The following is a 12,071-nucleotide window of genomic DNA, read 5'->3' on the forward strand; positions in this document are numbered from 1 at the left end:
ATGTCGCTTAACGTCACGAGAGAGCAGATAGAGGTAGTAGTGACTCCAAAGATGAACTATACGCCTTCCATACTCTCGGTAAGAACAGCAACAGGGATAGTAGAAATCCAAGCGGATGACGATCAACTGGCCGAAATTGAGCATGCAATAAAACAACATCTTGATTCAGTTAAATATTCAACTCAGGAGGTTGCACATGACACGGATTGAACTTGAGCGCCTTACGTTCAGTTACTTTAAAGGACTTCGTTCCTTCACCCTTAGCACGCAGGGTGGGAACGTTGATGTATACGGTAATAACGGTACTGGCAAGACAACTTTGTTTGATGGCTTCATATGGTTGCTGTTTGGAAAGGACAGCAGCAATCGTTCTAGCTTCGATATTAAAGAGCTTGATGGGATGGGGCGGGTTGCACAGCACGGACTTAGCCATGAGGTTTCGGGACGATTCATCGTGAACGGCAGGTGCAAGACCTTGAAGCGTGTCTATGCAGAGAAATGGGTCAAGACCCGAGGGAAGGCGACAGAGGAACTTCACGGCCATACTACTAGCTATTACGTGGATGACGTGCCAGTCAAACAAACTGAGTTTGCTGCAGAAGTAAACGCGATTATCAAAGAGGACATTTTCAAGCTACTCACTAACCCGGCATATTTCAATGAACAACTCAAAAAAGAGGAGCGACGGAAAATCCTGCTTGATGTAGCGGGCGATATATCGGACGACGAAGTTATTCATAGCAACAAAGAGTTGGATCGATTTAAAGAAATTATTGAGGGTCGCACCATTGAAAAACACCGTGCATATCTAGCGGAGCGGAAGAAGCTCATCAATAAAGAAATGAACAACATCCCGATCCGTATCGATGAAGCAAGGCGTAATGCACCTGATGCATCAGAGCTTGACGGTGAAATGCTTCAAGAGGATATCCAAACGCTGCGCGAACGAATATCAGCAAAGGAAGCGGAGTTGTCGCGCATCCAAAGCGGTGGCGAAGTCAGTGTGAAGGAAAAACTTCTTCGAGAAATCGATTCAGAGTTGTTGGAGATCAAGACACGATTACAATCGACAGCACTTGACCGGGTTACAGATGCACGGCGGCAAGTAGATAGCATCCATCGAGAGATTGATTATTTAACTCGTAAAATCGATGACCTTGATTTCAAAATCAAGCATGGAATGCGGTTAATACAGGCGAAAGAAGCAGAGGTAGAACGTCTACGATCAGAATGGGACTCGATTAATTCCATTGAATTTCCAGACCATATTCACGAAGAAAATTGTCCTTCATGTGGACAAGAGCTGCCGGACGATCAGATACAAGTAGCAAGAAACAAGGCGTTCACAGCATTTAACGGAGATAAGTCTTGCAAACTGACTGAGATATCCAATAGAGGAAAGTTAGCGAGAGGGGAACTCGATGACTTGAATGCCTCAGTTAAGAGGAACAATGTAGAACTTGAAGCGCTGGCTCCTCAACTCAATGAAAAACAAGAAGCCTTGAAAGAAACAGAAGCAGTTCTTGAACGCTTGAGATCGGAAGTTCAAGAACCAACAACAGACCCTGCATACAAGCAGTTCAGTAATGAAAAGGGTCAGGTTCAACGTGAACTTGAGTTACTGCGTTCATCTGCAATCGAATCTATCAACAAAGTAATGCGAGAGATTGAAGAGATTCGTAGAGAAGTTGCTTCACTTGAATCTGACTACGCAAAGATAGAACAAGCTAAAGCGGCCAACAATCGCGTCGCAGAGCTTGAGGAACAAGAACGGAAGCTTGCCAGTGAGTACGAACAGCTCGAACAACAAATGTTCTTGATGGAAGAGTTCGTGCGAACGAAAGTTACGCTGCTAGAATCCAAGATTAACTCAAAATTCAAATATGCTAGATTCCGACTGTTTAAGCCACAGATCAACGGCGGACTGGAAGAGGTTTGCGACACACTATACAACGGTATTGCGTATGACAGTGGGCTTAATAACGCTGCGCGGATCAATGTAGGTCTCGATATCATCAACACCTTATCCGAGCACTATGGCTTCTCAGCTCCAATCTTTATAGATAACGCTGAAGCAGTCACAGAACTAATAGAAACAAAAGCACAGATTATAAGGCTGGTTGTTAGCGAACCGGATAAAAAACTTCGAGTTGTAGCAGGAGGTCAATATGAGTAATCAATTAGCGGTTTTAAAGAAAGATACAGTGGATGTGGTTGCTAGCAAGATCAGGGAGTTTCAAGAGAAAGGTCAGATTAACTTCCCTGCAAACTACAGTCCTGAAAATGCAATGAAGTCTGCGTGGCTTATTATGCAGACTACTAAGGACAGAAATCAAAAGCCTGCTTTAGAGGTTTGTACTCGTGATAGTATTGCCAACGCTTTGCTGGACATGGTAGTTCAAGGCCTGAACCCAGCAAAGAAACAAGGTTACTTTATCGTATATGGAAATACCCTGAGTTTCCAAAGAAGCTACTTCGGCACAATGGCTGTCACGAAAAGAGTAACCGGGGCTCAAGAAATCGATGCCCAGGTCATTTATGAAGATGATGAATTCGAGTTTGAAGTAGTGCGCGGGCGTAAGAAGATTACTAAACACAAGTCCCACTTTAAAAATATTGATGACAACAAGATCGCAGGCGCCTACTGCACAATTTACTGGGAAGACGGTAAAGAGTATTCAGAAGTCATGACAGCGAAAGAGATTCGACAAGCTTGGAAAAAGTCGAAGCAAAATCCAGATAAAGAAGGAAGCACGCATAACGAGTTTCCTGGCGAGATGGCGAAGCGAACAGTAATCAACCGCACTTGCAAATCCTATATGAACACTTCGGATGACGGCAGCTTAATTATGCAGACCTTTAACCGACAGGATGATTCAGTGACGGAAGCTGAACTCGAAGAAGAGCTTTCAGAGTATGCAAATGGTGAAGTGATCGATGTTACCCCTCAGAATGCAAGCGAGCCTGAGAAAACATCAAATATTTCGCAAGATGAAATTGACTTCCAAGGTGTTCTTCACGACACCAAGTCGGAACGCGGCTTCTAATGATTGAAATTGAAGCTTTAGGATCAAGCAGCGAGGGAAACGCCTATCGGGTATCTGATGGGCGAACCGCTTTACTCATCGAAGCAGGCTTGCCATACAGACAGTTGCAACAAGCTTTACACTTTCGCATGACGGAGATAGCAGGCTGCCTCATCACACACGATCACGGAGATCACAGCAAGGCAACTAAGGACGTTATGAGGGCAGGAGTGAGTATTTACACCTCAGAAGGGACGGCGGAAGCCTTGGGGCTCTCAGGGCATCGTGTGAAGGTGATCGAAGCCCGCAAGGAGTTCCAGATTGGTTCGTGGACCATATTGCCCTTCGAGGTTGAGCATGATGTTGATGAGCCATTGGGTTTCCTGCTCGCTAACCAGGACGGGGACAAGTTGCTGTTTGCAACAGACACCTATTACATTAGGTATCGCTTCAAGGGCCTGACTCACATCATGGTCGAGTGCAACTATTCGCTCGAGATCCTGAATGAAAATATTATCTCCGGCAGGACGCCCAGCATAATGAAGAGTCGCTTGTTGCGGTCACATTTCAGCCTTGAGAACATGAAAGACTTTCTCCGGGCAAATGATCTGAGGCGAGTTCAAGAGATTTGGCTCCTGCACTTGTCTGATAGCAATAGCGATGAGGAATTGTTCAAGCGAAAGATACAAGAGTTGACTGGCAAGCATGTAATCGTGGCTCAAAGGTGATGAACATATGACTCTAGCAAATGAAGTCATTATGAAAAGTACTGTATCGATGCGAATTTGGATGTTGAAAGATTCGGATACTGAAGCATTCAAGCATGAGGTGACAAATTACTTCGCTCGCGGTTATCCAGGTTGGACAGTTGTTAAAGTGAAGTATCCTCTTGTTTACCTCCGTGACGATAGGAGGAATGGTATGTGAACGAGTGGATTCAGATGGACCTATTCGAACCTGCAGCAGATCCACCACCTGAGCTTAACGGCATGTACTACGAGAAAAGCACTAATAAATTCGTATCATTCGTACTAGGACGACGGCACTTCGAGATAAGTGCCAAACGTTGTACATGGGATAAAGCATGGCAAGAGAAAACGAAAGCTGAACGCGCAATATGATTAGGGGATGAAGCTTATGCCCGATAAGAGTTACCCGTTCCCAACTTATTCAGGTCTGCTGGAGCCAAAGCACTATAAGCAAATAGGCACTGCGATATGGCTGTTCCTCTGGTTCGTCAGCTCCACGACCAAAGACATCGAGAGGGACGGCACGACATGGGGCGTAGTGCTTGGTAACAAACCTATCAAGATACCAGAAATAGTTGAAAAATTCGGAGTGACTGAGCGAACGGTGAGGACTTGGATTAAGACGCTTGAAGAACATGAATACATTCGTGTGACCAGGGCTCCTCAAGGTTTAATTTTCACAGTTCGAAATTCGAAGAAATTCCGGAATAAGCAACCTGAGTCATCGGAAGAAAACTTCCGATCAGTCGACGGTGATCGGAAGAAAATTACCGATCAGAAAGGTAGTGATCGGAAAAATTTTTCCGAGAGATCGGAAGAAAACTTCCGATCCAATAAAGATATTACAAGGATACACAATACTACTACTACTGATTCGACTGAATCTGAAACAGAACGATTCGAAAATGTATTCCAGGCATATTGCAGGATACATGGCAAATTAGATATTCACGTTAAAGCTTTGGACGTAACTGCTATGCAACAGATGATCGCCCTGGGAGTGCCGACCTCCCTAATCATTCGGGTTATGGAGACCATTTACCAAGAACGCGGTGGAAAGGCTCGCGCCTTCAGTTATTACAGAGACGCAATTTTGGAAGCTTGGGAAACGGAGAAGGCCATAACTAGTCCCTCGAAGGGGACAGTCGCCCTTGGCTCTCCTTCCCCGCAACGTGAAGTACGCAGCAAGAAACAGCGAGAGCTTGACGATTTACGCCGAAGAGCTGAGGAGGCAAGAAAGCGTGAACAGGGCTGAAGTGTTTGAATTAATGATTGAGATAAAAGCGAATTATCCCAACTTTGATACTAGCGATGAAGAGGCTGAACGTTACTACTCGTTCCTACAAGATTTCCCGTTAGATGCAGCAATGGAAAATATCCGGCGGCACATTCTAACGGACGAGTTTCCGCCGAAGATAGCAAACATTCGCGGCAAGCTAGGAGAGCAACTGGAGCGTAAGAGAGCACAGGAGGCAACAGAAGACTACTTTGCACAACTTGAAGTGGCACGTTTAAACGCTGCACCGCCTCCGCCGGGCAATCTTGAAAAAATCAAACGAATGCTAGGAGTTGACGGCAGCGATGGATAACGTGTTCGGCATTGAGCTGCCCATCGATCTAGCAGCGGAACAAGCAATACTAGGATCGTTATTACTAGATACTGAATTAGTAGACACGGTCCGCGAGAAGTTGCGCGGTGAAGAGTTCGACAACAAGTCACATGTAACCATCTTCAAGCGGATGTGTGAGATGGCAAGTGACGAGGAACCTATCGACATTGTGACCTTAAGCGACAAGCTGAACCAACACAACGAAATCGAGAAGATAGGTGGAGTGTCATACCTTTCAAGGCTTGCAGGTAGCGTCCCAAGCACAGCCAACCTCGACCAGTATGTAGACATCGTTAAGAACAAGTACTTGCTTCGAGAGAGCATGAAGCAAAGCATGGCGCTGATTCAGCAAGCCGCAGCTTCAAACGACCCGACTGAAGTCATTACAAAATTGCAATTAACTGCTAACAGATTGTCAGACATAGCAGCGCCAACTCAGGACTTCAAAAAGATCCTTAATGTAGTGGTAGACGTCTACGAGGAAACTGAGAAGCGTTACGAGAATCGCGAGGTAAATCAAGGGATAACGGGGCTTGCATCTGGATTTGTAGACTTGGACAAGATGACCTCCGGTTTCCAGAAAAGCGACTTGATTATAGTGGCAGCTCGCCCCTCAGTCGGTAAGACAGCTTTCGCGCTGAATGTAGCACAGAATGTCGGTATTCGTTCTAAAGCACCTGTTGCTATCTTCAGTCTAGAGATGTCTGCGGCTCAACTTGTACAACGTATGATCTGCGCAGAGTCGATGGTCGACGCTAACCGAATGCGAACGGGATATCTAGAGGATTCAGACTGGACCAACTTAACGACGGGGATTGGCATCCTCGGTGAAACAAATATCTTCATCGATGATACAGCAGGTATAAACGTATACGATATTCGTTCCAAGTGTCGCCGTTTGAAGAAGGAACATGGATTAGGAATGATCGTGATAGATTACTTGCAGCTAATTTCAGGTCGCGGTAAGGCTGGCGAGAACCGTCAGCAGGAAGTTTCAGAGATATCTCGCCTACTAAAACAACTTGCACGTGAACTTGAAGTGCCAGTTATCGCACTGTCACAACTCAGCCGGGGAGTAGAGCAACGCCAGGACAAGCGTCCGATGATGTCCGACCTTCGTGAATCGGGTTCCATCGAACAGGATGCCGATATCGTTGCTTTCTTGTATCGCGATGATTACTACGACAAGGAATCAGATAAGAAAAACATTATCGAAATCATCATAGCAAAGCAGCGTAACGGAGCAGTTGGAACGGTCGAGCTTGCATTCCTGAAGAACTTCAACAAGTTCGCAAACATCGATCGGAAGCACCAGGAACAAATCGCTCCACCGGAGGAAAAGCAGCCTCCTAAACAATCGCGACCGCCATGGAACGGCGGCAATCGTTTTAATAAGAACAATCGGCGTAGGAAGGATGAGGACGAATGAAGCAGGGGAAACGACCGACACGGAAGCAAATGGATGAGATTAAACAGAACGGGCTCAATCCTGAAAATTGGTTTGTTGAACGTACCACGACAGAAGCGATGGTCCTGAAGCATCGCTTCTCGGATAAAACAACTCGCACCATCAAGAGGGCAGTATGAACGGGCGTGCTTGCAGTCGCTGGACTGTCTTCGAATATATGAAAAATCGTTATCGTCTTGCTGGCAACATACCGGAGCGTGATGAGCTGGAGCAAGAATTTGAGGGGATCGAAAAAGAAGAGCTGGATGAAGGAATCGCGGAATTTGAAGCTCTTCTTGGCATAGGGGGACAACGATGAAGAACATAAAGATCATGGGATACGACCACGGAACGAACTTTGCTGGATGGGCGACGATGCGAAACGGAAAGCCAATTGACATCGGAATAAAGGATTTTACACAAATTGATATGCCGTTTGTCCTTACTGAGATATACACAGATACTTTCAGGCTTCTAGAGCAGGAAAAACCCGATGTGCTGGTGCTTGAACGGCCTGTACATTTTCAAAATGCTAACTCAGTAATAGCTTTAGTGGGTGCGTTTACTAGCGTAACAATGGCTGCGTTGGACTTAAACATACGTATTGAGCACCTCAGACCAACCGACATTAAAAATCTTACGGGCAAAGGGAATGCAGACAAAGATGTTGTTGCTCAAGAGATGCAAATGCGCTTCGGTCTTGATTATGACGAACTTGCGGTTCCTGTCTTGTACAAGGTTGACAGTAAGAAAGGCAGGAAGGGCGAAGTTAAAGATCGGCTCTTCGACCCATCCGATGCATTAGCACTATGCTGCGCTTACAACGATAAATTAAGAGGAGCTGTTTAAAATGGGATACATTGATTTCGTAGCATTAACAAAGAAGGCAACGATGAAGCCAGATGGGGATGTTGAGATTGTTCTGAATGTTGAAGGTGCTGAGCTGAGAGGGCAATTTGAACGTTTGAATGAAATGTTAGGCATCGAAGTTCGGGTGAGTGTGGATCCGACTATTGTCCGCTATAGCGTTCCGGTAAATGCCCAAACGAACAAGCCTATTAAAACGTACACGGTTGATAATACAGGGGTTGTGTCTGAGGTTAAGCCTGATGGTGAACAGTTGGAATTGGAACTTGAAGGCGCTCCTAAAGGCAAGACAAAAATCAAGCAAGAGCAGCACGAGATAGATAAGGAAATCGTTGATGATTTTATCGCTGAAGGTATGGCAACAACTTACGAAGATATGCCTTACTATTTCCCATCCTTGGTTCAACGTTTACGTCGAGGAGAGACTTACATGAGCTTCGCCGAAGAAATAGGAGTAGATGCGAGCAAGGTTGCAGACATCTTTGATGAGTACCGGAAGCGTGTCGCTCCACTAGCGGTGCCATGGGATGAATGGCGACAAGGTCAGGGACAAGCAGTTGCAAAAACCGAAGCCACTGAATCACCTGATGAAAATCAGAATGAGCAAGAAGATGAACAGCAGGCTGAAACGTCTGAGGAAACTGATAGCCAGCAGCAAGCGACTCCTGAAGCTGAAACCGAACATGCAGCCGATAAGATTGAAGTCCCTGATGAAGAAATCGAAGCTTACATCCTGGAGCACAAGCCTGTCATCGAAGGTACGGATGTAGACGGGAAGACGATCGATTGGGCTGAGTGCTTCACTAAGCGAAAAAACAAAGTAACTTGGATGGAGATCGGTAAGGGCTTAGGTCTTTCAAGTTCCAAACTCAGCAAAGGTTGGAACAAATACAAAGAGGAAGTTGCTAAACTCATAATCAATAAATCCGAGTAACGGGGTTTTGGGGCCGCGAGTTGGAACCTTTGCGGCCCTGATCCAGAACGTACGATCTTATTTTTATCATCTCATGGGGAAATGAGGAACGAAAATGAACTGGATTAAAGTAAAGGTCAATACAGGAAAAGCGCGGGGCGAAGTCGAGATGAAGGGTGCAACGCCTGAAGATGTACGCGGAATTGTCTCAAAATTGTTCAGTGTATTTGAAAATCCAACTGAACAATTAAAAGAACCAACAATGATAGTAGTAAACAATGCTGCTTCTGCTACTGCTTTATCCGAAGAGCGCGTTATTCCTATCAACAATATTCCTATCTCATTGCGAAACGAATTATCTATGTCTATGAAAGATGTACTGACGGCCATTGAGGTTACTGGCGGCAAAATTAAGCCCCCGTTAATTAACTCAGAGAGAACCTTGGGCGTGACGGTCGGTGAAAAGCTTGCTGCAGCTGTTGAAGAAAACGGCGAAGAGCCTAAATGGTACAAAACGGGGATCAAGTACAAAGATGGGGTTCCTCATTATCGCTGCGTTTACTTTTGCAAAAACAAGAGTTGCAACAAGAAAAAAGGACAGCACTATATAACGCCTAGCGAGACATATGTCGAATGCTACGATTGCGGCCAATTCATGAAAGTTCGCCAAGCAACAGATGTTCATCTCGAACGTGATGAGTGGGGCAACTTCTTTGTCGCTGACCGTTTAGCTGGAGGGTGATTCGGATGGATAAAGAAAAGCAAGAACGCATGATTGTCAGAGAATTTCAGGATATCAAATGGATGACGCTGGAGCAGTTTATAGACCGGGCAAACTTCTATATCTCTTGTGGATATGGAACAGCAATGACTCACTTCATTGATGCTATCAGTTGTCATCCAAGAATATCGAAGCCGATGCTCGGCCAGGTGTTACACAAAGTCGATGAGATACGAGAATTGTGGGACGGAGTAACTCTTGGGCGCAAAATACAGGAAGCTCCCGAGCCTAAATTGGCTGAGCAATATTTGAACGAATTAACGTTTATAGAAGCGCAATTGTACGGAGCGAAAAGCGGCGATGTGATTCAAATACTAGGCAAGCGGTTCCGAGTAGAGCCGCTTGATGAAGAAGGGGCGAGTTCGACATGAAAAATACACTCGGTGATTTAAACAACCATTTGTTTGCTCAACTGGAGCGCTTGTCTGAAGAAGACCTTACTAGTGAAAAACTTGCAGAAGAGATTAACAGAGCGAAGGCCGTAACAAGTGTTGCATCTCAAATTATAGCAAATGGGGCATTGGTGCTGGAAGCGAAGAAACTTGCGGATGACAGGATGAATGCCGATACCGTTGTGCCTAAGATGTTGGAGGGATAACCATGTTCCGCTATACAACTGAGATGATTAAGTTTATCACCAACAATGTTAGTGGGCGTTACGTCAATGAGCTTACTGATTTGTTCAATGTACAGTTTGGTACCACTCGTAAAAATAGTCATATTAGAGCGTTTATTAGGAATCATGGACTTAAGAGTGGTATCGATGCAAGGTTTAATAAAGGTCATGAGCCTGCAAATAAAGGTACAAAAGGGCTTTATAAGGGCGGTGAAGCCACTCAATTTAAAAAGGGGCATAGACCGCATAATTACAGGCCAGTGGGATCCGAAAGAGTAAATGGTGATGATTATGTGGATGTGAAAGTAGCGGACCCAAACAAGTGGAAAAGTAAACACATTCTGATTTGGGAGCAACACAATGGTGCAGTTCCGAAAGGTCACATTGTCATCTTTGGGGATGGAAATCGACGCAACTTCGAGCTAAGTAATTTAATTTTAGTATCCAGACAGCAGCTCGCTGTAATGAATAAGAACGGCTTGATTCAGAAAAATGCGGAGCTGACTAGAACGGGCATCATTATAGCAGATATCTATCGGAGTATTGGAAGTGCGAGAAAAAGAAAGACCAAGTCGGGCAAAGGGAGAGAAAAGAGATGATGAACAGAAGTGACGGCTTTAAAAATATCACTTTGGAACAAGTTACCGACTATCAACATCGTAGGGAATCCATAAAGACCATAGGAGAATTTAAAGAGTTGGGCAAAGAAATTAGGGACAAGCACGGTCTTACTGATCGTGAAGCGCTAGATATCTTGAACAATAGAATCGGAGGTTAGATTGAATGGAGGTAGGCGATTGGGTTGAATATGAACGTTTCGGAAATGGATTTGTCTTAGAAATGCTTCCAGATGAAGAGCTCGCAAGGGTCTTTTTCGTAGATGCTGATTGTTCGGGGACAGCTAAAGTCAGACATTTAAAATTATTGAGCAGTACACAAAGAGAGTACGATCCGTTTCTTGTTGATTTAGCTTTAAGCACCAACGACGAAGAATGGTTTTGTGAACTCTCGTCTTTAAGGACAGCGGTACGACAAAAAAATAGTAGGAGCTGATACAGATGGCGAAAATGTATGATTTTTATTTGCGTAGTGGACAGGTTGTTAGTTTGGAACTTAAGAGTTTGGAACTTAAGAGTTTCAATATTAAGAGAAACGGCTACGGAATCCCGGTAGCGGCCGAGATTATTTCGTCCAGCTCTACTATTCTCCAACATGTCAATTTTGATCAAATGGATGTGGTTGTTGAAAGGATGAAGAAGGAACGATGTGAGAAAGCGCCAGTCTTGGAAGGAGAGTTGAATAGATTGAATAAGGCGCTAGAAGAAATTATGAACATCACGAAGGGCAGTGAAGCATACACCGAAGCTGCTAAGGCGCATTTTGTTGCTAGGATGGCTCGTTACGGGGAACGGAAGCAATGAAGCGTCACCTAGCTATAGAAAGAAGCAACCCACCCCGCTGATCCTTGGCCGGGCTACAGGGTGGGTTGCGCGAGATTTCCTCTCATGTATATTAACATATCGAGAGGAATGAGGGGAATGGCGATGGTGTGGGGACAAGGTGAACTTTTTGCTGTGGCAAATAAAGAAGAGATAGCTCGCACGAAGTTCCTACTCGAAAAGTATATAGATATGGTTTCATTGATACAGGACTTCGAAATATATGAAAAAGAACTGCAGCAAGTTGGAATCGATGGCGAGGTAGCTCGAAGGATTGATCAAGAAGACCTGTATGCAGACAAAAGTTCAAATGCTGTTCTTTTGATGGAAAAGCAGCGTTGGGTCTACAAAGAATATGTATTCTACACTATGACTCTAAAACGAGCTATAGGTATTATACGGACTCCAGAGGCGAGAAAGGCAATTGAATTTCGCTACATACATGGTCTGAGTCGAGGGGAAGCTATTTCTAAAATCAAATCCGACGGGTACAGTGACAGCACGGTAGATAGAAGAGTTGAAAAAGGTATTGAGGCTATAGCGAATACGTTGAAAACGTGGGGATTTTTCGAACGAGAAAATGTATAGAAATAAGAGTTGAAAGAGGATCTCCCAAAAGTGTT

The 12,071-nt window shown here is 44.8% G+C and carries 21 protein-coding genes; all 21 read left to right on the forward strand.

The window, feature by feature from the left end; all coding sequences use genetic code 11:
• A complete protein-coding gene (locus tag FPZ44_RS08055; protein ID WP_144989082.1) occupies positions 1-210 on the forward strand; it encodes a hypothetical protein in 210 nt (69 codons plus the stop codon).
• The gene (locus tag FPZ44_RS08060; protein ID WP_144989084.1) at positions 197-2,176 is read left to right on the forward strand and encodes an AAA family ATPase; all 1,980 of its coding nucleotides are present in this window, start codon (positions 197-199) and stop codon (positions 2,174-2,176) included. Before FPZ44_RS08055 ends, FPZ44_RS08060 begins: the two co-directional genes overlap by 14 nt.
• Positions 2,169-3,047: a recombinase RecT gene (locus FPZ44_RS08065; protein WP_144989086.1), complete on the forward strand. Its 879-nt coding sequence runs from the start codon at positions 2,169-2,171 to the stop codon at positions 3,045-3,047. Before FPZ44_RS08060 ends, FPZ44_RS08065 begins: the two co-directional genes overlap by 8 nt.
• On the forward strand, positions 3,047-3,754 hold the full coding sequence (locus FPZ44_RS08070) for an MBL fold metallo-hydrolase (protein WP_144989088.1): 708 nt from the start codon (positions 3,047-3,049) through the stop codon (positions 3,752-3,754). Before FPZ44_RS08065 ends, FPZ44_RS08070 begins: the two co-directional genes overlap by 1 nt.
• Positions 3,755-3,761: 7 nt before the next feature.
• Positions 3,762-3,953, forward strand: coding sequence for a hypothetical protein (locus tag FPZ44_RS08075; RefSeq protein WP_144989090.1), 192 nt, complete (start codon positions 3,762-3,764; stop codon positions 3,951-3,953).
• Positions 3,950-4,147: a hypothetical protein gene (locus FPZ44_RS08080; RefSeq protein WP_144989092.1), complete on the forward strand. Its 198-nt coding sequence runs from the start codon at positions 3,950-3,952 to the stop codon at positions 4,145-4,147. Before FPZ44_RS08075 ends, FPZ44_RS08080 begins: the two co-directional genes overlap by 4 nt.
• A 16-nt stretch (positions 4,148-4,163) precedes the next feature.
• A complete protein-coding gene (locus tag FPZ44_RS08085; protein ID WP_144989094.1) occupies positions 4,164-5,030 on the forward strand; it encodes a helix-turn-helix domain-containing protein in 867 nt (288 codons plus the stop codon).
• On the forward strand, positions 5,017-5,364 hold the full coding sequence (locus FPZ44_RS08090) for a replicative helicase loader/inhibitor (protein ID WP_144989096.1): 348 nt from the start codon (positions 5,017-5,019) through the stop codon (positions 5,362-5,364). The genes FPZ44_RS08085 and FPZ44_RS08090 overlap by 14 nt, the downstream gene beginning before the upstream one ends.
• A complete protein-coding gene (dnaB, locus tag FPZ44_RS08095) occupies positions 5,357-6,814 on the forward strand; it encodes a replicative DNA helicase (RefSeq protein WP_144989098.1) in 1,458 nt (485 codons plus the stop codon). The genes FPZ44_RS08090 and dnaB overlap by 8 nt, the downstream gene beginning before the upstream one ends.
• Positions 6,811-6,972 (forward strand): DUF6906 family protein, encoded by a 162-nt coding sequence (locus FPZ44_RS26400; RefSeq protein WP_186785960.1) that lies wholly within the window; start codon positions 6,811-6,813, stop codon positions 6,970-6,972. The genes dnaB and FPZ44_RS26400 overlap by 4 nt, the downstream gene beginning before the upstream one ends.
• Positions 6,969-7,151 carry a hypothetical protein gene (locus tag FPZ44_RS08100; protein WP_144989100.1) on the forward strand — a complete coding sequence of 61 codons (183 nt, stop codon included), beginning with the start codon at positions 6,969-6,971 and terminating at the stop codon, positions 7,149-7,151. The genes FPZ44_RS26400 and FPZ44_RS08100 overlap by 4 nt, the downstream gene beginning before the upstream one ends.
• Positions 7,148-7,681, forward strand: a complete 534-nt coding sequence (locus FPZ44_RS08105; protein WP_261378247.1) for a crossover junction endodeoxyribonuclease RuvC — start codon at positions 7,148-7,150, stop codon at positions 7,679-7,681. Before FPZ44_RS08100 ends, FPZ44_RS08105 begins: the two co-directional genes overlap by 4 nt.
• A 1-nt stretch (position 7,682) precedes the next feature.
• Positions 7,683-8,633 (forward strand): hypothetical protein, encoded by a 951-nt coding sequence (locus tag FPZ44_RS26405; protein WP_186785961.1) that lies wholly within the window; start codon positions 7,683-7,685, stop codon positions 8,631-8,633.
• A 94-nt stretch (positions 8,634-8,727) separates the two neighbouring features.
• The gene (locus FPZ44_RS08115; protein WP_144989102.1) at positions 8,728-9,354 is read left to right on the forward strand and encodes a hypothetical protein; all 627 of its coding nucleotides are present in this window, start codon (positions 8,728-8,730) and stop codon (positions 9,352-9,354) included.
• A 5-nt stretch (positions 9,355-9,359) separates the two neighbouring features.
• On the forward strand, positions 9,360-9,764 hold the full coding sequence (locus tag FPZ44_RS08120) for a hypothetical protein (RefSeq protein ID WP_144989104.1): 405 nt from the start codon (positions 9,360-9,362) through the stop codon (positions 9,762-9,764).
• Positions 9,761-9,991: a hypothetical protein gene (locus FPZ44_RS08125; protein ID WP_144989106.1), complete on the forward strand. Its 231-nt coding sequence runs from the start codon at positions 9,761-9,763 to the stop codon at positions 9,989-9,991. The genes FPZ44_RS08120 and FPZ44_RS08125 overlap by 4 nt, the downstream gene beginning before the upstream one ends.
• A gap of 2 nt (positions 9,992-9,993) precedes the next feature.
• Complete coding sequence (locus FPZ44_RS08130) at positions 9,994-10,608, forward strand: HNH endonuclease signature motif containing protein (protein WP_144989108.1); 615 nt, start codon at positions 9,994-9,996, stop codon at positions 10,606-10,608.
• Positions 10,605-10,787 carry a hypothetical protein gene (locus tag FPZ44_RS08135; protein WP_144989110.1) on the forward strand — a complete coding sequence of 61 codons (183 nt, stop codon included), beginning with the start codon at positions 10,605-10,607 and terminating at the stop codon, positions 10,785-10,787. The genes FPZ44_RS08130 and FPZ44_RS08135 overlap by 4 nt, the downstream gene beginning before the upstream one ends.
• Before the next feature lie 5 nt (positions 10,788-10,792).
• Positions 10,793-11,062: a hypothetical protein gene (locus tag FPZ44_RS08140; RefSeq protein WP_144989112.1), complete on the forward strand. Its 270-nt coding sequence runs from the start codon at positions 10,793-10,795 to the stop codon at positions 11,060-11,062.
• A gap of 5 nt (positions 11,063-11,067) precedes the next feature.
• A complete protein-coding gene (locus tag FPZ44_RS08145) occupies positions 11,068-11,430 on the forward strand; it encodes a hypothetical protein (protein ID WP_144989114.1) in 363 nt (120 codons plus the stop codon).
• 117 nt (positions 11,431-11,547) lie between these two features.
• Positions 11,548-12,036 (forward strand): hypothetical protein, encoded by a 489-nt coding sequence (locus FPZ44_RS08150; protein WP_144989116.1) that lies wholly within the window; start codon positions 11,548-11,550, stop codon positions 12,034-12,036.
• Positions 12,037-12,071: the final 35 nt, after the last annotated feature.

This window comes from Paenibacillus agilis (assembly GCF_007786455.1).
GTDB lineage: Bacteria > Bacillota > Bacilli > Paenibacillales > Paenibacillaceae > Paenibacillus_B > Paenibacillus_B agilis.

Excerpts from the sequence above, each read along its gene's own strand:
- FPZ44_RS08085 (WP_144989094.1), top strand. The coding sequence starts at position 4,164 with ATGCCCGATAAGAGTTACCCGTTCCCAACTTATTCAGGTCTGCTGGAG.
- FPZ44_RS26400 (WP_186785960.1), top strand. The coding sequence starts at position 6,811 with ATGAAGCAGGGGAAACGACCGACACGGAAGCAAATGGATGAGATTAAA.
- FPZ44_RS08145 (WP_144989114.1), top strand. The coding sequence starts at position 11,068 with ATGGCGAAAATGTATGATTTTTATTTGCGTAGTGGACAGGTTGTTAGT.
- FPZ44_RS26405 (WP_186785961.1), top strand. The coding sequence starts at position 7,683 with ATGGGATACATTGATTTCGTAGCATTAACAAAGAAGGCAACGATGAAG.
- FPZ44_RS08065 (WP_144989086.1), top strand. The coding sequence starts at position 2,169 with ATGAGTAATCAATTAGCGGTTTTAAAGAAAGATACAGTGGATGTGGTT.
- FPZ44_RS08105 (WP_261378247.1), top strand. The coding sequence starts at position 7,148 with ATGAAGAACATAAAGATCATGGGATACGACCACGGAACGAACTTTGCT.
- FPZ44_RS08055 (WP_144989082.1), top strand. The coding sequence starts at position 1 with ATGTCGCTTAACGTCACGAGAGAGCAGATAGAGGTAGTAGTGACTCCA.
- FPZ44_RS08135 (WP_144989110.1), top strand. The coding sequence starts at position 10,605 with ATGATGAACAGAAGTGACGGCTTTAAAAATATCACTTTGGAACAAGTT.
- FPZ44_RS08140 (WP_144989112.1), top strand. The coding sequence starts at position 10,793 with ATGGAGGTAGGCGATTGGGTTGAATATGAACGTTTCGGAAATGGATTT.
- FPZ44_RS08070 (WP_144989088.1), top strand. The coding sequence starts at position 3,047 with ATGATTGAAATTGAAGCTTTAGGATCAAGCAGCGAGGGAAACGCCTAT.
- dnaB (WP_144989098.1), top strand. The coding sequence starts at position 5,357 with ATGGATAACGTGTTCGGCATTGAGCTGCCCATCGATCTAGCAGCGGAA.
- FPZ44_RS08120 (WP_144989104.1), top strand. The coding sequence starts at position 9,360 with ATGGATAAAGAAAAGCAAGAACGCATGATTGTCAGAGAATTTCAGGAT.
- FPZ44_RS08060 (WP_144989084.1), top strand. The coding sequence starts at position 197 with ATGACACGGATTGAACTTGAGCGCCTTACGTTCAGTTACTTTAAAGGA.
- FPZ44_RS08125 (WP_144989106.1), top strand. The coding sequence starts at position 9,761 with ATGAAAAATACACTCGGTGATTTAAACAACCATTTGTTTGCTCAACTG.
- FPZ44_RS08100 (WP_144989100.1), top strand. The coding sequence starts at position 6,969 with ATGAACGGGCGTGCTTGCAGTCGCTGGACTGTCTTCGAATATATGAAA.
- FPZ44_RS08115 (WP_144989102.1), top strand. The coding sequence starts at position 8,728 with ATGAACTGGATTAAAGTAAAGGTCAATACAGGAAAAGCGCGGGGCGAA.
- FPZ44_RS08150 (WP_144989116.1), top strand. The coding sequence starts at position 11,548 with ATGGCGATGGTGTGGGGACAAGGTGAACTTTTTGCTGTGGCAAATAAA.
- FPZ44_RS08075 (WP_144989090.1), top strand. The coding sequence starts at position 3,762 with ATGACTCTAGCAAATGAAGTCATTATGAAAAGTACTGTATCGATGCGA.
- FPZ44_RS08130 (WP_144989108.1), top strand. The coding sequence starts at position 9,994 with ATGTTCCGCTATACAACTGAGATGATTAAGTTTATCACCAACAATGTT.